This is a genomic window from Psychrobacter sp. L7 (assembly GCF_002810365.1).
Classification (GTDB): domain Bacteria; phylum Pseudomonadota; class Gammaproteobacteria; order Pseudomonadales; family Moraxellaceae; genus Psychrobacter; species Psychrobacter celer.
In genome coordinates, this window is sequence record NZ_NEXR01000011.1 from 80,998 (window position 1) to 102,064 (window position 21,067).

The 21,067-nt window shown below is 46.4% G+C and carries 18 protein-coding genes, 1 tRNA gene and 2 pseudogenes; 12 read left to right on the plus strand and 9 right to left on the minus strand.

The genetic code is table 11. The features are described 5' to 3' along the window. Positions 1 to 338: 338 nt before the first annotated feature. The gene (locus tag CAP50_RS11955) at positions 339 to 1,226 is read right to left on the minus strand and encodes a metal ABC transporter solute-binding protein, Zn/Mn family (RefSeq protein WP_075101968.1); all 888 of its coding nucleotides are present in this window, start codon (positions 1,224 to 1,226) and stop codon (positions 339 to 341) included. 249 nt (positions 1,227 to 1,475) lie between these two features. On the opposite strand from CAP50_RS11955, the gene CAP50_RS11960 reads away from it, so the two are divergent. From CAP50_RS11960 to gluQRS, 6 genes are all read left to right on the plus strand, one after another. Continuing rightward, entirely contained in the window at positions 1,476 to 2,012 is a 537-nt protein-coding gene (locus CAP50_RS11960) for a Fur family transcriptional regulator (protein ID WP_075101875.1), read from the plus strand. A gap of 80 nt (positions 2,013 to 2,092) precedes the next feature. Beyond that, complete coding sequence (locus tag CAP50_RS11965; RefSeq protein ID WP_075101874.1) at positions 2,093 to 2,866, plus strand: metal ABC transporter ATP-binding protein; 774 nt, start codon at positions 2,093 to 2,095, stop codon at positions 2,864 to 2,866. Positions 2,867 to 2,945: 79 nt separating this feature from the next. After that, positions 2,946 to 3,770 carry a metal ABC transporter permease gene (locus tag CAP50_RS11970; protein WP_075101873.1) on the plus strand — a complete coding sequence of 275 codons (825 nt, stop codon included), beginning with the start codon at positions 2,946 to 2,948 and terminating at the stop codon, positions 3,768 to 3,770. 195 nt (positions 3,771 to 3,965) lie between these two features. After that, entirely contained in the window at positions 3,966 to 4,805 is an 840-nt protein-coding gene (locus CAP50_RS11975) for a metallophosphoesterase (protein WP_075101872.1), read from the plus strand. A 545-nt stretch (positions 4,806 to 5,350) separates the two neighbouring features. Beyond that, positions 5,351 to 5,788 (plus strand): RNA polymerase-binding protein DksA, encoded by a 438-nt coding sequence (gene dksA / locus CAP50_RS11980; protein ID WP_075101871.1) that lies wholly within the window; start codon positions 5,351 to 5,353, stop codon positions 5,786 to 5,788. A gap of 184 nt (positions 5,789 to 5,972) precedes the next feature. Continuing rightward, complete coding sequence (gene gluQRS / locus CAP50_RS11985; RefSeq protein ID WP_083608589.1) at positions 5,973 to 6,929, plus strand: tRNA glutamyl-Q(34) synthetase GluQRS; 957 nt, start codon at positions 5,973 to 5,975, stop codon at positions 6,927 to 6,929. Between the two features lie 99 nt (positions 6,930 to 7,028). On the opposite strand, the gene ftsW is transcribed toward gluQRS, so the two are convergent. Together ftsW and murD are read right to left on the minus strand one after the other, a co-directional pair. Then, complete coding sequence (gene ftsW, locus CAP50_RS11990) at positions 7,029 to 8,225, minus strand: putative lipid II flippase FtsW (RefSeq protein WP_172953132.1); 1,197 nt, start codon at positions 8,223 to 8,225, stop codon at positions 7,029 to 7,031. Between the two features lie 312 nt (positions 8,226 to 8,537). Then, entirely contained in the window at positions 8,538 to 9,971 is a 1,434-nt protein-coding gene (gene murD / locus CAP50_RS11995) for a UDP-N-acetylmuramoyl-L-alanine--D-glutamate ligase (RefSeq protein WP_075101869.1), read from the minus strand. A 764-nt stretch (positions 9,972 to 10,735) separates the two neighbouring features. Between murD and CAP50_RS12000 the strand changes: the two genes are divergently transcribed. From CAP50_RS12000 to CAP50_RS12015, 4 genes are all read left to right on the plus strand, one after another. Beyond that, positions 10,736 to 12,235 (plus strand): SulP family inorganic anion transporter, encoded by a 1,500-nt coding sequence (locus tag CAP50_RS12000; RefSeq protein WP_075101868.1) that lies wholly within the window; start codon positions 10,736 to 10,738, stop codon positions 12,233 to 12,235. A 134-nt stretch (positions 12,236 to 12,369) separates the two neighbouring features. Next, positions 12,370 to 13,224, plus strand: a complete 855-nt coding sequence (locus tag CAP50_RS12005; protein WP_075101867.1) for a universal stress protein — start codon at positions 12,370 to 12,372, stop codon at positions 13,222 to 13,224. Positions 13,225 to 13,710: 486 nt separating this feature from the next. After that, positions 13,711 to 14,049: a P-II family nitrogen regulator gene (locus tag CAP50_RS12010; RefSeq protein ID WP_010197981.1), complete on the plus strand. Its 339-nt coding sequence runs from the start codon at positions 13,711 to 13,713 to the stop codon at positions 14,047 to 14,049. Between the two features lie 80 nt (positions 14,050 to 14,129). Then, positions 14,130 to 15,392, plus strand: coding sequence for an ammonium transporter (locus CAP50_RS12015; protein WP_075101866.1), 1,263 nt, complete (start codon positions 14,130 to 14,132; stop codon positions 15,390 to 15,392). A gap of 148 nt (positions 15,393 to 15,540) precedes the next feature. On the opposite strand, the gene CAP50_RS12020 is transcribed toward CAP50_RS12015, so the two are convergent. From CAP50_RS12020 to CAP50_RS12030, 3 genes are all read right to left on the minus strand, one after another. Next, positions 15,541 to 15,924, minus strand: coding sequence for a DUF2147 domain-containing protein (locus CAP50_RS12020; RefSeq protein ID WP_075101865.1), 384 nt, complete (start codon positions 15,922 to 15,924; stop codon positions 15,541 to 15,543). A 306-nt stretch (positions 15,925 to 16,230) separates the two neighbouring features. Further along, complete coding sequence (locus CAP50_RS12025) at positions 16,231 to 16,494, minus strand: hypothetical protein (RefSeq protein ID WP_075101864.1); 264 nt, start codon at positions 16,492 to 16,494, stop codon at positions 16,231 to 16,233. A gap of 66 nt (positions 16,495 to 16,560) precedes the next feature. Next, a complete protein-coding gene (locus CAP50_RS12030) occupies positions 16,561 to 17,451 on the minus strand; it encodes a DNA/RNA non-specific endonuclease (protein ID WP_075101863.1) in 891 nt (296 codons plus the stop codon). Positions 17,452 to 17,608: 157 nt separating this feature from the next. On the opposite strand from CAP50_RS12030, the gene CAP50_RS12035 reads away from it, so the two are divergent. Beyond that, a tRNA-Ser gene (locus tag CAP50_RS12035) sits at positions 17,609 to 17,699 on the plus strand. Between the two features lie 282 nt (positions 17,700 to 17,981). Continuing rightward, positions 17,982 to 19,343, plus strand: coding sequence for a tyrosine-type recombinase/integrase (locus tag CAP50_RS12040; protein WP_075101862.1), 1,362 nt, complete (start codon positions 17,982 to 17,984; stop codon positions 19,341 to 19,343). Here the strand turns inward: CAP50_RS12040 and CAP50_RS12045 are convergent. The 3 genes and pseudogenes from CAP50_RS12045 to CAP50_RS12055 form a co-directional block, all read right to left on the minus strand. After that, entirely contained in the window at positions 19,340 to 20,149 is an 810-nt protein-coding gene (locus CAP50_RS12045; protein WP_075101861.1) for a hypothetical protein, read from the minus strand. The two genes, CAP50_RS12040 and CAP50_RS12045, sit on opposite strands and share 4 nt — an antisense overlap. Before the next feature lie 313 nt (positions 20,150 to 20,462). Beyond that, positions 20,463 to 20,846, minus strand: a pseudogene (locus CAP50_RS12965) (transposase family protein); the annotation flags it as partial. Between the two features lie 8 nt (positions 20,847 to 20,854). Beyond that, a pseudogene (locus CAP50_RS12055) lies at positions 20,855 to 21,067 on the minus strand (IS5/IS1182 family transposase); the annotation flags it as partial.

Genomic DNA, 21,067 nt, shown 5'->3' on the forward strand with positions numbered 1-21,067 from the left:
CTCACTCTACAGGTGTTACCTTTTAACCAAAATAAAACGCCACTTATTATAAGGAGGCTGCAGCCGTTAAGCAAGCAAAATCTACCTTTTATCCCTCCCCTACCCCAATCACTGCTCATGGCTGCCATCAAGAGCGGCAAGCCTGTGCCCGTTATCATTCATCCTAAATAAAGGGAGTGGCGCTATGCCAGCATGCTCCTGTGTTTATCTTATCGTCGATCGACTATTTTTCAGATAGCTTAAAATCAGATGCCTTAAAAAATACTGTGGCATTTGTATAATAGCCGTCAATCATGCACGTCAGTCAGATACTTAAGCGTTATTGCGCTTAATTGCGCTTATTTATCGATACACTGATGGATTTGCTGCGCCATCGTTTGCCAGCCACTGATAAAGTCTGTGCTGTTACTCATGTCTTCTGCTTGTACTGTGGTACTGACGGGCTGTAATTTGGCCAGCAAGCCTTTGGCAGGTGCATTTGGACTGACCAAGCACATTCGCTTGGTTGGGCGCTGCTCATTTAACCGGCGTAATTGACTGGCTTTTGGTGCTAAGTGGTGATCGACACTCAAGCTACCAACAAGCTGTAAATTGATGCTGTCTTCGATATATTGATACGCATCATGATAAGCCCAGTAGGGTGAGGGAGTTTTTGTGCTATCAAAGCTGGCGGCGGCCACCGCACTGTCTAAACGCTGGGCGAATTTTTGTGCATTGGCATGATAAAGGTTTTTATATTGCGGATTGGCATGGCTATGGATAACAGCCAAGGCACGAGTGATGGCTTTGGCATTATCAGGCTCGAGCCAGATATGAGGGTCTAGCGTGCCAGCGATGGGTTTGCCTTGGACATCACGTAGCGGATGACGATTAAAGGCATCAAACTCAAATAAGGCAATGGCATTAGGCGCTGTCTTTAAGCTTGAGGCCAAGTTGTTTTCTAGCGGCTCACCAAACCAAACCACAAACTTACTGTCGCGTATTGCCTTGATATCACCAGGGCTGATACTGCCATGATGCCCGACTTCGCCGGCTTGTAGCAGCCGCTTGGCAGACGGCGCGCCTTCGGTCACCGCCTCACTCAATAAAAACAGCGGATAGTTGCTGACGCTGACGGTGGCTGCATGCGCGCTCACACAGGCCAGCCCCAACCATAGCAGTAGCGATGCTAGCAGACGCTGCAAAATCGGATAGACACGCAAATAATCATAAAACATTGGATTCATAGTCAGCTCTTTGGTATATAGTTGGTAAAAAGTTAAGCAAATATAGATGCTGGGCATCGGACATATCGTTTTGTGGTTGCTATCACCCCAGCTCGATCATCCCCATCAGATCACCCTTTGACAGTGGCAGGTCAATTTACTTGCTTATTCAATATTTTGGTTGCTCGGTAATTTTATTTTATTATGTTATAATATAACAATAGAAAACGCCATTGCTAAAATGCTACGTAATTTTTAGGAGTTTTCCTCATGTCTACGAGTTTGTCAGTCTGCGATCACTTGCATGATGTGCAAGACTTTACGCCGCATGATGTGACTGAGCGCCTGCGCGCAGCAAAGGAGCAGTGCCGACTCAGTGGTGCGCGTTTTACGCCGTTACGGCAGCAGATATACCAGCTGGTACTCGAAGCCAACCAACCCGTCGGCGCGTATGATCTGATCACCCAGTTGCAGCAAATGCGACTAGTCGGACCTGATGAAGCTGATGACGTGTCGGCGCAAAAAACGACAAAAAATGTGGCACCACCCACGGTATATCGCAGCTTGGAGTTTTTACTCGGTGAGGGCTTGATTCACCAGCTTACCTCTATCAACGCCTACGTGCCCTGCTGTCATCCTCGCGCTCAGCATACGGCGGCGTTTTTGATCTGTGCCCAGTGTCAGCGGGTACAAGAATGCAGTAGCGTACCGGTACAAGAGATGATGAGCTTTGCTGAAAAAGATGTGGGGTTTGTGGTGGAGCGTAGTGTCATTGAGCTGAGTGGTCGCTGCCAAGCCTGTCAGTAATACCGACGGTTTATTATTTGCTCGTTGATTTATCATCCATCGTTTATCTTACCTTGAGTCCTTGCCCTATGAGCGCGCTTATGTCACCGTTTACATCTACCACTACGACTGATACAACACTTGATCGTAAAAAGCTACTGAGCTTGAGTGACATCAGTTTTCATATTGGTCAGCAGCGTCTACTGTCGAATATCGATATCGATATTGCTGTCGATGAAACACTTAGCCTCATTGGGCCCAATGGCGCGGGCAAGTCGACTTTGGTCAAGCTTATTTTAGGCTTGCTTGAGCCGACCAAAGGGCAAATCACCGCTCACCAGCCTCTACAGCTAGGTTATGTCCCGCAGCGCTTTGCCGTGCCGCCGATACTGCCATTACGCGTCTGTGATTTGTTGGCACAAGCGGACAAAAAACGCCTAACGGCCAAGCAGCGACAATTTATTTTTGACAACTTGTCTTTGACGCATCTGCTGTCACGGCAGATGCTGCATTTGTCAGGTGGTGAGACGCAGCGCGTGTTGTTGGCGCGGGCACTGCTGGACAAACCCAACTTGTTGATTTTAGATGAGCCGATGCAAGGGCTTGATCCTGATACTGAGGTTTGGCTGTATCAGTTTATTGATGAGCTACCAGCGTTTTTGCGCTGCGCCATGCTCGTGGTGTCACATGATTTACATTGGGTGATGAAAGGCAGCCGGCGGGTGATTTGTCTCAACAAGCATATCTGCTGTGAAGGTCAGCCAAGCGAGCTTGCGATTAGTAGTGAGTTTCAAAAGCTGTTTGGTCACCACTATGAGCAACCGTATGTGCATCAGCCGCATGCTTGCGAGCATCATGCTCCCAGCGAATTATAATACATGCACTCAAACACGTTGATGACTGCCTTAAAAACACAGCGTTAATGCAAACTAAAAACTGTTACGGATATCTTTTATGAGCGCTTGGTTAGCCATCATTGCCCCGGCTTGGATTGCAGGTAGTATTTTAGCGTTGCTCTCAGCGCCTCTGGGGTGTCTGGTATTGTGGCGACGCATGGCTTTTTTTGCCGATGCACTGGCGCATGGTACGCTGCTTGGCGTTGCTTTGGCAGTGTGGTGGCAATTACCTATGGGCGTTGGGATTGCTATCATTAGTATCGCGGTGGTCTTAGGACTGGTCCTTATCGATGATGAACGCTTGCCTGTCGATGCAGTACTGGCCGTCGTCGCGGTGTCGCTGCTGTGCTTGGGACTACTGACATTGACTCAGCTGACCGACCAGCAAGCCAATGTACTGGGGTTTTTGTTCGGTAATTTACTTGAGCTGGATTGGGCTGATCTGCCGCTGCTTGCCACCAGTGTACTGGTGGGTTTAGGACTGCTTATCTATATATGGCCTGCGCAAATCAAGCTGGCCACTCATGAGGCCTTGGCACGGATTCAAGGTATCAATCCTGCGCGCCAGCGGTTATTTTTTATGGGGGTATTGGCAGGGTTTTGTGCCATTGCCTTGCAGGCGGTGGGTAGCCTACTGATCAGTGGCCTTTTGGTACTGCCAGCCTTGAGTGCACGCTTATGGGCATCTTCGCCCAAGCAAATGGTCCTCATGTCTTTACTGATCGCTCAGGTTGGCGTCACGCTGGGCGTGTGGGGCAGTATTTGGCTGGACATCCAGACCGGTCTTGCTATTGTTTTGATATTAGCGATTTTGTTTTTTATTGCGTTGTTTTTTAGCAAATTAAAAACGCTTAGGTTTTGGTCAGCAGAGCGCCGGCACTAGGTAACCACTGGGTTATAAACAAGTTTTACCTTGATGTTATCCAACTTTATTTCATCAATATTGCTAGAGCTTTCATTCACTTTATGTTATAAACTTGCTTTAATAGGGCTGGCATCAGCCATGCCAAATCACCATTGTTTATCCATAGTCGTTCTGGCAACTTTGATTGTTTTGAGTCGATGAGGGAGCGCCCCAATGCCAAGCTATCCTGTCAACACGCTTTGCCCACCTGATGAACAACTCAATATTTTACAAATCACGGATTTGCACCTATCAACGCCTGTCAACAAGAGCACAGACGATCGTAGCGGTGACGCTGTTTTGTGTCAGCACAGCTTTGAGACGGTACTGGCGCAAGCATTAAACGATGATATTCGCTGCGATTTGATTGTGGTGACGGGCGATTTGGTCAACCGAGTAAAACCTGATATCTACGATCATATTTTTGCCGTCCTACAAGCGACTGGCATTCCTTTTGCTTGTATCGCCGGCAACCATGATGTGACCGATGAGCTGGGCTATGATTTGCCGTTTTTTCAGCGTGAGCTGGTGGCCAAACCAGCTGACCCGCGTTTGCTCAGTCGGCATGTGATTGAGTCTGCTCATTGGCAGTTGTTGTTTTTGGACTCATCCATCGCAGGCAAGGTTTCAGGTGAGATCGCGCCAAGCGATATCGATTGGCTATGTCAGCAGCTCAGCCACTGTAGCAAGCCTGCGCTCATTGCCGTCCATCACCATCTGATTCCTGTCGATTCTGACTGGATCGATACCCATATGGCAAAAAACAGCGAGGATTTTTGGCAGCAGATGAGTGCGTTTACGCACTTAAAAGTAATCATCAGCGGTCATACTCATCAAGAGCAAGTACGCTATTATCAAGGGGTCACGGTATATAGCACCCCTTCTACCTGCTATCAGTTCAAACCTTTTGCAAATGACTTTGCCTATGATAAACGTGCCCAGCCGGGTTACCGTTGGTTGCAATTAGCCAACAATGGAGAGGTTGCAAGCTGGGTAGAAAGACTGGATACTTGACGCCCAGATTTATCGCGGCGAGCGTGATGCAGCCCTGATGTATCGGACTTCTTGCCGATATTGCTGGCTTAGATAGGTGATGTCTGACTCCATTAAAACACCAACAATGATAAAAACTGCTTCATTATTATGAAAAACAGTGATACAACTTATCAAACCAGATGATGATTAAAATATAAAGATAACCTATAGCCGAGATTAGACAAAATTATAATAGCTAGGATGGCTAACCTGACCACACGCTAAGTATTCATAGTCCGTGTTTTGTTATATTGTTTAGCGACCAGTAGGCCAATTACCCTATTTACACTGAGGTATTTGCATCAAGGTATTTAAATAAAAATATACATAACCATATACTGGGGTACTGATATGTCGCTGTCGTCATATCGAGACAACTTTATTATTAGATCAGCTGTGTTACTTGTGTTACCAAGTGGTAAAACGTTTTATAAAGGGACAACTTATAGCGTTTATAAATTGATAACGTCTTGTCTTTTGATGCGTCGTTTTATTGAATTAATTTGAAAAAGTAGGATACCCATATGAGCACCCTGACCACGAATCCGAGTGAAGTGAAGTTTACTCCTTATGTGCCAGCCGAAGGCGAAGAGTATATGTCTGATGCGCAATTGGCGCACTTTAAGGCGATTTTATTGGACTGGAAAAACCAATTGATTGGTGAGGCAGACCGTACCAAGACTTATATTCAAGATGAGTCAAGCGCCATGCCAGATATCAATGATCGCGCCACTCAAGAAGAAGAGTTTGCTTTGGCGCTGCGTACGCGTGACCGTGAGCGTAAGCTCATTCGCAAAATCGACAAATCCATGGCAGAAATCGAAAATGACGACTATGGCTTTTGTGAAACCTGCGGCGTAGAGATTGGCTTGCGTCGTCTCGAAGCGCGTCCAACCGCGACCCAGTGCATCGACTGTAAGACTCTCTCAGAAATCAAAGAGCGCCAAAACCAAGGCGCATAGGCATATAAATCCGAGAGATAACAAATCAATAGCATTATCTCAGCACAAGCGACCATCATGTGGTCGCTTGTTGCGTTTTATAAACATCTTTTGGCCAGCAGATACAGTATCCTATATGACCTAGTCCGCGATAACGGCGTCCCTTAACCTGTCATCGTTTATTTTAATTATCCTATAAATGCCTATGCCCACGACCTCCATACCCACACCGCCTATCGGCCGATTTGCCCCCTCCCCAACCGGCGAGCTACATCTTGGCTCACTGACCACCGCCCTTGCCAGCTACTGCCATATAAAATCACTTGGCGGTAAGTGGTTATTGCGTATTGAAGACACAGATACAGAGCGCTGCGATCGGCAGTTTACTGAGCAGATCTTGATCGACCTAGAAGTGCTGGGGTTACACTGGGATGGTGATGTGGTGTATCAATCTGAGCGCATCGATATCTATAATGAGTATCTGGCCTCGACCCTACGGCCACTGACCTACGGCTGTCAGTGCTCACGTAAAGACCTAGAGCAATATTGGGCGCAGCAAGATCAAATCCCTGCCCATACAGATACTGCGACACAGCTGACTGTGCTGCCAAACAGAAAACGCTATCCGCGGCGCTGTGTCACCAAAGCATTAGATAGGCTACGGCACAAGCTACGCATACAGCTGCCCGATTATCTCATTGGGTTTCATGATGGTATTCAGGGACAACAGTGGGACAATCCGCAGCAGACCTTGGGCGATATGGTGGTGCGTCGACAAGACGGCATGATCAATTATATTTTGGCCGCCAGTCTCGATGATGGCTTGCAGGGGGTTACGCACATCATGCGCGGTTTGGATATCCTGCCCATGACCACCGCCCAAATCAGCATCATGCAAGCAGCACGCCTGCCCGCGATTGACCGATGGTATCATCTGCCGCTGATCTGCAGCCCAAACGGGCAAAAGCTGTCTAAACAAAACCTAGCGCAGCCAATAGACACCCGCGACCCAAGTCAGCTAATCGCGACCGCATTACAGCTTTTGCAGCAGCCGAGTGTCGAGATAGACACACCTGCGCGGATGCTCAAGCAGGCGACTGCACAGTGGGACCACGCGCCGCTACAAGGCCAGCAGCAGTTGAGCTTGGTAAATAAACAATAGACCAACAGCAAAAAGCGCCACTCATAATAGCGACGCTTTTTAATCACTTTGCAATACAGTTAAGCCCTAGGAATATAGTAACGGTGTTTGGTTTAGGGCTTAATAGTAACGGCACTGACTCTTTTCAATCTCAGGGCTTTCTTTGTAGATTTTTAGCAGCAGCGCTACCATCACAAGGCTGATCAGCATAGATGAACCACCATAACTAAAAAACGGCATGGTCAAGCCTTTGGTCGGAATCGCTCCCATATTCATCGCCGCATTGATGATGGTTTGCGCAATAAACACCACACCGATACCAAAAGCGGTATAGCTCATGCGCATCTGTCGACGTTTTAGCGCGTTGTAACTGATGCGCATCGCACTACCGATGATCAGCGCCTCAAGCACCAAGACCATCGTCACCCCGACAAAACCCAGCTCCTCACCTGTGATGGCCAATAAAAAATCGGTATGCGCTTCAGGCAAATGCGAGAGTTTTTGTACACTCTCACCATAGCCCACGCCAGTAAACTGCCCACGACCAAAGGCAATCAAACTGCGCGCCAACTGATAGTCGGTATCTTGCACATCATCGAACGGATCCATAAACGACATCACTCGCACCAAGCGATACTGCGCCGTTGTCACCATCAACACAGCCCCACCGATGGCAGCGGCAGTCAGTGCGACAAAGTGCTTGTAAGGCGCACCTGCGATATAAAAAATCGCAAAAATCGTGCCTAAAATAACGACAAACGAGCCAAAGTCTGGCTGTGAGAGTAGGAGCATGGTAATCAGCACCACCACCAACATAATGCGCAAAAACCCATCTAAACCATTGCGCACTTCAAACGAGCGGCGTACCACAAAGTCAGAGACAAAGACAATCATTACAAGCTTTGCCAGCTCGGCCACCTGAAAGTTAAAGACACCCAAATTTAACCAGCGTTTTGAGCCGTTAATCGGAGTACTAAACAAGGTAGCAACGAGCAGCAAACCGGTAACCCCCAGCAGTATAAACTGGGTCTCTGTCTTATAAAGTCGCCGCAAAGACACCCCATAATAAGGGATGGCGGCGATGATAAGTCCAATGGTCATGTAAAGCAGCTGGTTTTTAAAAAAGTACAGCTCGCTCATACCACGGCTCAGGGCGAATGGGATAGAAGCAGAGGCGACCATCAACAAGCTGAGCACCAGCATACAGCCAACGCTCGCTATCAAAACAGCACGCGCTGACGGCATCGATAAAATACCATCAGCGCCAGTGGCTGTCTTTGGTTGGGACGAAGAACGAAAAAGAGAAGAGAGCGCCATAATTTTATATACACTAACGAACGAAAAACACGGCGTCTATACAACGCCACCGTTTAAAAAAACACATACCAACAAACAAACCTGAGGCTAAGGCTAAGGCTAAGACAAACAACGACTGACCATCATCGACCATCGGCGCGATTAACCATTACTCAAGCAATGACACAGTCATCTCTACGCTTGATTAGTAGGCTGGCTATAAAAGACAGTAGCAGCAATCTATAAGCAAAACAATCATTTATCAAAAAACACCTGTGCGCCTTGCCCATCCACCAGCTGCCGGCATAGAATGCCAGATAGCCACTCATACCACTAAGGGGTCGCTGTCTCTGCCGACTCGCTTGCTAACTGATGGACCAATTGACTAAAATGCTCACCGCGCGCGGCATAGCCGCTGTATTGATCAAAGCTGGCACACGCAGGCGACAACAGCACAGCCTGTACTTGCGAGAGACTGCTTGAGGTCACTTGCAAGATGGTGGCAAAGGCGTTTTCTAGCGTTTGGCACTGATGTAGCGTTACGTCATGACTGATCTTAGCCGCGCGCAAATGCTGCTCTATCAGCGGTGCATCTTCGCCAATAAACAAAACCTGGCTGACGTACTGATTGATAAAAGGCGTCAGCTCACCAAACGCCTGCCCCTTGCCCTGCCCGCCTAATACCAGCAGCAGCTTGCCATCTTTTGGCGCATAGACAGCGCCAAGCCCTTCGATGGCTGCTATGGTCGAGCCGATATTGGTGCCTTTTGAGTCATTAAAATAATCGATACCAGCCACGCTTGCCACGTATTCACAGCGATGCTCAAGACCTGTGAACTGCTGCAAAGTCGTCAGCATACTCGCCAGCGGCAACCCCGCCAGCTCGCCTAACGCCAGCGCCGCTTGCGCGTTGAGCAAATTATGCCGACCTTTAATCAACAGTTTGTCTGCCGACAGTAGTTTTTGTGTACCACGCGCCAAATAAGTCTGCCCATCGGAATCGACAATCAGCCCATATTGGTCTTTGTCAGGCGCATGAATACCTGTACTGATTCTGGGTAAGTTATCAGCCACCAGTGGTCGCGTCAACGCATCTTCGCGGTTGATGACCACTGACTTAGCGCCTTGAAAAATACGATGTTTGGCTTGATGGTAGCCGAGCATATCGCCATGACGATCGAGATGATCAGGCGACATATTGAGCACAGTCGCTACTTGCGCACCCAGATTGCTGACCGTCTCTAACTGAAAGCTCGACAATTCAAGTACAGCCAGCGCCATTTCACTATTTTCTAGTAGCGTCAGCGCCGGTACGCCGATATTGCCACCGACACCGACGTTGACGCCCGCATCTGCCGCCATCTGACCAACCAAAGTGGTTACCGTGCTTTTAGCATTAGAGCCTGTAATCGCGACGATAGGGACACGGCAGGCGTCACAAAATAATTGAATGTCGCTGACCACTGGGATATGGGCTTGACGCGCCGCCGCCACCGCAGGCGTGCTAAGGGCGATACCTGGGCTGATAATGATACGCGCCGCCTGCTGCAATAGCTCAGCGTCAATCGCGCCAAACTGACGCGTCGTCACGGCCTCTGGCAGCTTCGCTGCCAACGCTGGCGCCGCTTGCGCATCGGTGACAGCGACCTGATAGCCTTGCTTGACCAAATAATGCGCCACCGACAGCCCCGACTGCCCCAAACCGACCACGACTTGTAACCCACTGCCTTTATGAAGTAAGGCTTCTGTTGTAGTACTGGTGGTCATATCTATTCCTTCTATTAAAATTAAACAAGCAAACGATGGGTAATATGGCTAAGATACAGGATAAGACGAATAAAAGAGGCTCTATATAGTGGCTGAAGCGACGGGCATAGCATTAACTATGCTGCTGTATCAAGCGTTAGGCGCTACCGTCAAGATAACAATCATGATAACGGTATCGTTCAGATTTCGGTACTGATTTTTTATGACTTTATGCTATTATGCGCCTGTTTTTATATTCAGGGTCTAATGCTATAATAGCCGCCCTGATCTGTCAGCACAGGGTTTTTGCTAAGTCTTACTCTAAGTCTTGAGCTTGGCATTTTAGTGTAGCATGTTGTTAGCGTTTGCGTGCTATTTGCCCCTCAGTCACTTTTGATTTGCGGCGACTGTAGGCTACCTTGCTATCAAAATCAAACTACTGTGCTTGTTGGGCAGCGTTTTATCACCTTCTATTGCAGCATCTCATTGCTGACTCTATACGTTATTGTAGGTGCTATTTTATATACACTACTTTAAGCACCCATTTTAAATACTATTTTTTAGGCAATCTGATAGGATTTATCATCATAGTTATTATTGGTGAGTGTATTTGTGATACCCATCAATAAACCCATCGATGTGTTGATGATTGACCTCTGATAATTCAATACCACAACATGACAAGGCGCATGTTGTGGTAAAAAAAGATGAACCGCTATTTTATAGCGACGCGATCATTTTATGGATGATTACTTTTTTTGCCTCTAACCCTATGCAGTTTACTTATGACATCTTTTATTGATAACTTACGTGACGAGTGGTTTTCCAATGTTCGTGGTGATGTGTTATCAGGTCTGGTCGTTGCCCTCGCCTTAATTCCTGAAGCCATTGCCTTTTCTATCATCGCTGGGGTCGATCCAAAGGTCGGCTTGTATGCCTCGTTTTGTATCGCGGTGGTGATCAGTTTTGTCGGTGGTCGTCCAGGTATGATTTCGGCGGCGACAGGCGCGATGGCACTGGTGATGGTCGACTTGGTCGCCGAGCATGGTTTACAGTATCTACTGGCCGCGACTTTACTGTGCGGCGGCATTCAGATTGTGATGGGTATTTTAAAGCTGGGTAATTTGATGCGCTTTGTCTCGCGCTCGGTGGTGATTGGCTTTGTCAACGCCTTGGCGATACTCATCTTTGCCGCCCAGCTCCCTGAGCTAAATCCAATGACTGAGCGCGTCGGGATGACGGTCTACATCATGACCGCAGCGGGCCTTGCGATTATTTACTTGTTTCCGCTGATTCCGAAAATCGGACGGGTGATCCCATCGCCGCTTATCTGTATCGTGGGCCTGACGGCGGTGGCGATGTATATGAACCTTGATATTCGTAACGTCGGCAGCATGGGTGATCTGCCAGATTCGCTGCCGATGTTTTTGTTGCCAGACATCCCTCTAAACCTCAATACTTTACTGATCATCGCGCCTTACTCTATCGCGCTTGCCATCGTAGGTTTGCTAGAGTCTATGATGACGGCGACCATCGTGGATGAGCTGACAGATACGCCAAGTGATAAAAACAAAGAATGCCGTGGTCAAGGGATGGCCAACGTGGTGTCAGGGTTTTTTGGCGGTATGGCCGGCTGTGCGATGATTGGTCAGTCGATGATCAACGTCAAATCTGGCGGTCGGACGCGCTTGTCGACCTTGATTGCCGGTGTGGTGCTGCTCATCTTAGTGGTGTTTTTGAGCGACTGGGTCAGTCAAATCCCAATGGCCGCACTGGTGGCGGTGATGATTATGGTGTCGATTGGCACCTTTAATTGGCAGTCTATTCGTGAGTTTAAAACGCATCCGATGTCATTTAACATCGTCATGCTAGCCACGGTCGTGACCACAGTCTTTACGCACAATCTGGCGTACGGTGTCGGTGTCGGTGTCCTGCTCTCTGCCTTGGCCTTTGCCAATAAGATTGGTCAATTCTTAACCATCTTTAGTGAGTACGATGAGCGTAGCAACACGCGTTATTACTATGTGCAAGGGCAGGTATTTTTTGCCTCGACCACGCAGTTTTTGCACAGCTTTGATACCAAAGAAGCCCTAGATAGTATCGAGATTGACGTCAGCCAAGCGCACTTTTGGGACGTCAGCGCCGTGGACACTTTGGACAAGCTGGTCATGCGCTTGCAACGAGAAGGCATTGATGTCAAAGTGGTGGGACTCAATAATGCAAGCCGAACCCTGATTGACCGTTTTTCTATCCACGATCGCCGAGACATTGGCTTACTGGATTAATGCATTACCAGTAGATAATTGAATATATAGTTTAATAAACAGCTGCGTTGGTTGAGAGAGTTGGGCATCAGTCACATTGCCCAGCTTTTCGCCAAGCAGCTGTCTTTTTATTGTCGGAATGATGTGGTGGTCTTATGAGTAATTTAAAACCAGATAGTGTGATTGCCTGCTTGGACTGTCCTGATCACGTGCAAGCCGTGTTGGAAGCCAGTATGTGGGCAGCGACTCGCCTGCAGGCGCCTATCGGCCTCTTGCACTCGGTGCCAAGCTTGCAACAAAAAGCCGCGGTAAACTACTCTGGCTGCCTAAATATCGACGACGAAAATACTTTGCTTGAGCAATTTACCAATAAAGAACATCTAAGCAACTGTGAATTAAAAGCCCAAGGCAAGCTGCTGTTGCATCAAGCCACCACCTACTGCGAGCAGCAACGACAAAAACTCAAAACCTATACGTTGCATCGGCACGAAAACCTCAGTGAAAGTATCGATTATGTCGATGACAAAGCGCAATTGATCGTCATCGGTCATCATGTCACTTGCAAATCGACTTTGAGCCGACTCATCAGAGTCAGTCTTTGCCCCATTTTGGTGACTCATGCACCATTTTTGCCCCCTACAACGGCGCTATTTGCCTTCGACAACAGTCCCACTTGTCATAAAATGCTCAATTGGCTCTGTAAAACGCCGCTTATTCGCGCCCTAACCGTCCACATCGTGATGGTGGGCAAAGAAAACTCTGAAAACTGCGATGCGCTGCGCGAAGCTTACGCACGCCTCAAGCAAGCGGGCATCAAGTCGAAAAAGGCGTTACTCGATTGCCGCGACGTGACAGCAGCCCTCAATTATTATCAAACCGAAAATGACATTGGCCTGTTGATGTCAGGGGCATTTGGGCAGTCGCGCTTACGTGAGCTATTGCAAGGCAGCGATACGGAAAAATTACTGGTCAGCACCCAAACCCCTTATCTGCTTTTTCCTAAAGCATAAGAGCTATCCCAAAGACTATACGCCACACCGTCTGCCGCCTGATTCTCTTATCTTACCAGCGCTGAGTAATGTGTTTATGCTCGGCGCGTTTTTTGACCTCATCCCCTATACCTCATCCCTTATATAGTGATGATAGGTATCCCTTTTTGTTTTTATTATTTATAAAAACCGCTTAGCAAATCGTCACATGAAATAAATCGATAGCCTCCCCAAGCACCTAGAAAGTTGGTTATAATAAAGTTTTCATAGGCTTAACGCCAAAGGTTGATTGACGCGGTATGACGCATGACGATAAGTATAATCGCGGCGTTATAGTGCGTGATGTGTGTCATGATACTGGTGATTTTTGTACCAATAAGCCCACTCCTACCTCCCCCCTTGAGTAGGTTTGGCACAGTTCTTGAATGACCTATATCAAGCATGACTACGATGAGATGCACCACAACTTCTCTCAACCTGCGGCATCACACAAATAAGGAATTTTTTATGAAGCTAATCACTGCGATCTTAAAACCGTTTAAGCTCGATGATGTGCGTGAAGCGCTTTCTGACATCGGTGTCAAAGGCGTCACAGTCACTGAAGTTAAAGGGTTCGGTCGCCAAAAAGGCCACACAGAGCTCTATCGCGGCGCAGAATACGTGGTGGACTTTTTACCTAAAGTAAAAGTCGAAGTGGCTGTTATTGACGAGATGGTCGAGCCTGCTATCGAAGCCATCACCCGCATCGCGAGCACAGGTAAGATCGGTGACGGCAAAATCTTTGTCACAGCACTCGAGCAAGTCATTCGTATTCGTACGGGCGAGACGGGTCCTGACGCTATCTAAAGCGCACGACCTACTTACAAACGCTGATTTGTAAGTCCTACCTAACGCTCTATATTGCATCAATTCAAGGGGGAATTAACATGCAAAACCAAATCTTTGAGCTTCAGTACGCACTTGATACGTTCTATTTTTTAATGTGTGGCGCGCTCGTCATGTGGATGGCAGCGGGTTTTACCATGCTAGAAGCAGGGCTGGTCCGCTCCAAAAACACCGTTGAGATTTTAACCAAAAACATCACTCTATTCGCCACCGCCTGTACCATGTATATGATTTGCGGTTATGCCATTATGTATGGCGGCGAGTGGTTTTTGAGCGGTATCGCAGGTGGCGACGCCTTGGTCGCCGATGCGCTAGCTGCCTCTAGCGAAAACGGATTTGGCGGTGACTCTGTCTACTCTGCAGCCTCTGACTTTTTCTTTCAAGTGGTGTTTGTGGCGACCTGTATGTCTATCGTCTCAGGCGCGGTGGCTGAGCGTATGAAGCTATGGTCGTTTTTGTTGTTTGCAGTGGTCATGACAGGGCTGATTTATCCATTAGAAGGCAGCTGGACATGGGGCGGCAACGATGTGTTTGGTTTATATAACCTTGGCGACTTGGGGTTCTCTGATTTTGCTGGCTCAGGTATTGTGCATATGGCAGGAGCGGCGGCGGCATTGGCAGGCGTACTACTACTAGGTGCGCGCAAAGGCAAGTACGGACCAAAAGGTGAAATACGGGCGATACCGGGGGCCAACCTGCCACTGGCCGCCCTTGGGACTTTGATACTGTGGATGGGCTGGTTTGGGTTTAATGGCGGCTCCGTCCTCAAGCTGGGCGACATCGCCAGTGCCAACTCTGTGGCCATGGTGTTTTTGAACACCAACGCCGCAGCCGCAGGCGGCGCTATCGGAGCATTGCTGCTGGCACGTTTGATCTTTGGTAAAGCGGATTTGACCATGCTCTTAAACGGCGCACTCGCTGGGCTGGTCGCCATCACTGCCGAACCATCGACCCCTTCTGCCTTACAAGCCACGCTCTTTGGGCTGATCGCTGGGGTTATCGTGGTCTTGTCTATCTTGGCACTCGATAAACTAAAAATAGATGACCCAGTGGGTGCAATATCGGTACACGGCGTCGTGGGTCTGTTTGGTTTACTTCTCGTGCCTATTACCAATCCTGCAGCGACTTTTTTGGGTCAAATTGCAGGCGCGGCGACGATCTTTGTCTGGGTGTTTGTCGCAAGCCTAATCGTTTGGGCACTGATCAAGCTGATCATAGGTCTACGCATCTCTGAAGAGGATGAATACGAAGGCGCAGATATCGCAGAGTGTGGCATGGAAGCGTATCCTGAGTTTGTGATATAAGGCACAACCTAGCGTTTCTTAATCCAGTGCCTCTTCATCTAGCGTACTTTCACCGACTGTATTAAAGAGATGCCCCATCAAAAATCCCGCCAGACCTCTCGGTTTGGCGGGATTTTTGTGTTCTAACGCTTAATATAACGCGTATAGTTTATTTCTTTTTCCACTCTTGGCTACGTGAGAATGGACCGATATAGCCTTTTAGCTTTAGAGTATTGCCATTTAAACTGGCTGTCATGCGATAGTCTTTACCCTTTTCTGGGTCAGTGATCGTACCACCGCTATATTTACCACCACCGTCAGCTTTTAGGCCTTTGATGACAGTCATGCCGACGTGTTTTTTGCCTTTGGCGGAGTTCGTTGCAATGAGCTTACCGGTCAGCACCCCGTTAGACTCGGTAATTTTTACCGTGCCTTTTGGCTTACCGTCGTCATACGTCTGCCATGTTGTATTGTGTAATGGATCAGCGGCAAACGCCATGGTCGCCATACTGATACCGGCAGCTGCTAAAGCGGTTTTTGTAAATAGTTTCATAGAGTGACTCCCTTCATACAATGATTAATCAAACAATGATTACTCGAAACGTGATGTTTCTGCTGTTCTATGCTCATCCTTTGCTAGAATCTTTTATATAAGCGCTGCGATTTTACTCATCAACGCCGCACATCGTGAGTTAATATGTGGCGTTTGATGGTCGTTATCGCGATTGCTCACAAGCTTTTGTTCAAAGATTTGAGCGACATAAGCGATGTCTTGACCCATTATAAGCAATTTTATCTGTTTGCCTAGTAATTTTTTTGTACTTTATTATTTCTATAAAACCAAAACCATATCAAAGAGTTACAGGAAAGGGTTGTCGATATTTTTGTCCGATTGGTCATCATTTTCTTTTGACTTTGCCTCGTTATTACTATAAGGCAAACCATTATCAAAAGCTTGCATAATTTTGGTTGTCAGCTCGTGTAGCTGCTGAGCCTGATGATGCCCTGCCGCATCGAAGGTCACATCGATATCGCCATAAATCGTGATTTTGTCCTGCTGATTTTCGATGACCAGCTCTCCAATTTGCATGCTTTGGTGGTTATTGGCAAAGGGTTCAATCATTTTGTCATCCTTTTTATAGTAATTCAATCATGCATGTCAGCACATTGAGATATCACTAAAAGCGCGTTAAGCCTGTAATTGAGTCAGTAGCCACTCAATAATGGCCAAAACAAACAGCAGCCATGTCGGTTCCTCTACTGGCTGATCAGGCAAGTCGGCGCTATCACCTGCCTTTAGTGGCAGTGCAAACGCTTGCGCTTTGGTCTGGCGATCGAGCACCGGCAAAACATCAATGCCGACTTTAGCCGTTAGCTCATCTACACTAATGACCTCTATGCGCTCTGACTCATCATTGGGCGCGTAATACACCCCTGCTTGATTGGTCGCTGGAATATAGACGGCCTTGAAAAAATGGCTGGGTACCAATACGCGCTTGGCAAGCTGTTTGGTCTTTTTGCCCGTAAAAGCCACGCCCGTGATGGTATAGACTTCGCCATACTGCTGGGTTAAGTAGCGGGTAGCAGACTCGATATTACGCCAGATATAGCGATTGTTACGCGGTGACTGCGGGGCGATATTCGCCAGACTAAAACTATCATATTGCTGACTGCGAGTGGCCATATTGGCATTGGGCGCTAGATGCCCACGATCATAGCCTGAGCCTGAATAATCAGACAACGAGGCACGCATAGACTTAGGTAGACGGCTCTCCTCATGAAAGCTGTCTTCGCGGTCGATGGTTTTTGCTTGCTGCAAGCGGCGGCGGTCTAGATGCTCAGCTGACCACAATGGTGTCCGTGACACGCCCGAGTACATAACGGCAAACCCGTCCATACACAAGGCTTGAGTATTCTTATCAAGCTTGGTATTGGTAAACTCTGGATAAACCCCGCCATAAAAAGATTGACTACACTGAGTAAGGTCATCTGCCTGCGCTGATGATAGCCCTACTACAATAGCAAATACCGCCATTATGCTGTTGTTCAAAATACCTTGATACCCACCAACTCTTATCATGCAACTCTCAATCGTCTATACTTGTTATTTCGTATGCGTATCCTAGCAGGCGTCCATCAATAAAGAAAGATAAGGCGTAAGTCGTGACTTTTTAAATGGTATCCGCTATACTTAGCCAGTCAAAAATCAGTATCGTGCAAATGCGGTCTGTCTAAACGGTGAAGTGGGTGAGTGGCTGAAACCGCACGCCTGGAAAGTGTGTATACGTTCATAGCGTATCGAGGGTTCGAATCCCTCCTTCACCGCCAATCTTATAAAATCTTAGTTTTCCCAGCTTGTCCTAAACTATCCTATATACATCTTAAACCCTTTAAATATAACGCGTCTAGCGTTTTTTTATGTCTAACGTTTTCCTAATCTATCCGAACATAACCCACCTATCCCATGGCTTGTGTTGGTCTATCTGTTGGTCTATGATTTCATTAGACCTCAAAAAGACCAACATTTAGGCTTTATGATTCAGCATTAGACCAACGTACTTGTTGTATTTGTTGATTCATATAGCTTGTAGCCATAGGGAATAGACCAACATGTTAAGCGATAGTAAGATACGCAAGCTTAAACCTAGTGAGAAATGCACACCTTCACGTCCTGACAAATACAGTGATCAGCAAGGCTTACAGCTATTAGTACGCAATACTGGCACAAAGACATGGATAAGCGCCTATCGCTTCGATGGTAAGCAGACACGGCTCACACTTGGTACTTACCCCATCATGTCGCTTGCTGAAGCTAGACAAGCCAATACTGAGATTAAAGCGCTGCTCGCTGATGGTATCGACCCAAAAAATAAAAAGCGTCAAGACAAGCTTGCTAACATCCACGCGCAGAAATTTAATGACTACGCCTTAGACTGGCTCGCTGAGCGCAAGCGCAACGTTAAGCCGCGTACCTATCAGCAAGACTATAACCGGATGCATAAAGACGTGTTGCCCCACTTTGAAGGCATGGCACTAAAAGATGTAAGCTTTGAAGATTGTCGATCGATGGCAGATGAGATCGAAACGCGTGTGAACAAAAACGGTGAGCCGCCACGTGAGGTGACCAGACGAACCATTGATTTGGTTGCTAATGTCTTAAGACGTGCCAAACGCGAACGCATCATTGAGCAAAATCCAATCGATGATCTAAAGGAACTCTACCCCAAAGCCAAAAGCCAGCATATGAAGCACGTGGATATCCATGAGCTACCTGCTCTTCTTCAAGCTATCGAGGGTTATCATGGTCATAACCAAACCCGATTGGGTATGAAGTTTTTAGCTTATCCATTTTGCCGCACTATTGAGCTGCGTATGATGAAATGGTCACACATCGATTTTGCCAACCGCTTATGGCGTGTTGATATCGATAACCTTAAGATTGCGCGTAAGCACGTCGTGCCACTATCCGATCAAATGCTCGCAGTGCTAGAAGAGATGAAAGCCATCACGGGGCAATATGAATATGTGTTCTATCATACAGGCATGCATCAGCCCTACAGTGAGGAGTTTATCAATAACGCACTCGATATCTTAGGCTACGCAGGCAAACAAACAGGTCACGGCTTTCGTCATATCGCCTCAACCAATCTAAACGAGCTTGGCTATATGGGTGACGCGATCGAGAAGCAATTGGCACATGATAAAAAAAGCAGCATTCGCGCGGTTTATAACCACGCGCAGCATTTAGAAGAACGCCGTAAGATTATGCAGGTCTGGGCTGACTTTTTAGATTTGCTAAGAGATAAAGGTGAGGTAGTAGATTTTCGAACTGCTAGGCAGGAAATTGAGCAATCGCTTGCAAGTAATCAGCCAGATTCATTACGGAATGCTAATAAACAAGATCTGATCAAAGCGCTATTAGAGCAAGGTATCACAGCTGATGAGCTGCAAGGTTATATTGATAAGGCCTAGTATAAATCTTTGCCATCAACATCGACATAATCGAGCTCATAAAATCGATTTATTAATATATCAAGCGTGGCTGTCTCTGACAGTCCTTGCACCTGTGCCATCTTCTCTAATCTAGCTTTGGTTTTTTTTGTCAGTGGTAGATGATATGGCTTTTTTGTCTTACCCGCATCACGATATTTTTGTTGGCTCCAAGCGCGCTTCATCTTATCAATAATTCGTTCTTTACGATCAGACTGAACATAACTTTCAATTTCTTTGTCATTAATTGGAAAGTCCACAATGTCTAAGGCAGCTAAAATATGACTTCTTATTTCTTCGTGCAAACTTGTATCTCTTCCTAAATAATTGTACCTACCATCCTTTCTTAAATAATCTCGAGTCCATTCTATCTGTTCTTTATTATTTTCAGCCAGCCATTTAGAATAATTATCCTTCTCAAAAACAACATGCCATCTTTTCTTTATATTGTTTAGTAAAATTATTTTATTATCTATATACGTTGTATTATTTTTATCGTCAAAAAAATAATACAATTCATTCATTAGGTCATGACTATTTTGGTCAAAATTATACCCATACTCTGATGATAAAATATGCAGAGCAAAGATCTGCGCTCTTAAACTATCTGAAACCCATTTAAAATGCACCTCAGGTATTAAGCTATGTAACATTTTTGAATAAGACTCATCTACAAGTTCTCTAAAATTCTCATGCTGCGCTAGTGCGTTTATTAATGCTTGGTACCGATCAGTTGCACCAATATTAGAGAAGCTGACGCTCTTATTAGAAGCTAAATATTCCTGCACCCATCTCACCTGTCTTTCAGATAAAGACCTAATATTCTTATTAAAATATGAGCGATTATCATACTTTATTTGTGAGGGACGATAATCATAATAAAGAGCCTTATAATGTCCTTTTTGATAATATTATATTATCACTCGTGATATTATAGTATTACAACTATATTATTTTAGTAAAAAACTTATATCATTAAAATTATATCTTTTCAACATTTTGATAATATTTATGTAGTAGTAATTTAATCTATATTTTTAGATATCAGTGACTTACCTCGATTTTATGCTATGCAATCCTTCAGTAGACCTCTTGCAAAAGTCATAGTCTAAGCTCGGAATTAATGATACCAGCAAACAGCTTCATTCTAAGATCATAGCGCTGACGACGGTTGCGATATTTATGAGCCACGATTTTAAACAACTTGATTAAGCCTATTTTGTGCTCAACCACAATACGGAACTTAGCGAGATAGTGATTGGCCTGTTTGCATATCTCCAATAACTGACCACCACGAGGTTTCTTAAATGGTGTGAAAGTTTGGTTATGTAGCTTTGCTAACCCTTGATAACCACTGTCTGCTAGATAGTTAGTATTCTCAGGTAACCAATCAGGACAAGTATCTTTATACAGCTTAAAATCGTGGATTGACCCTTTACAGGTTTGCACATCAAGTATCAAACCAGTTTGCCAATGAACGATAACCTGCGCTTTTAAGGTGTGTTGTTTTTTCTTACCGCTGTAGTAGTCTCTTTGGTTTTTTTTGGACGCTCAATAGGGGTTTCGGTGGCATCGACAATGACGACTGACCAATTGATGTCCTCATCGACACGACTAGGCAACTTTTTAGGCAATTCAAACTTACCTGAATCGATAAGTACGTCTTCTACTTTACGAATGATWCGGCTAGCAGAAGACTCATGAAT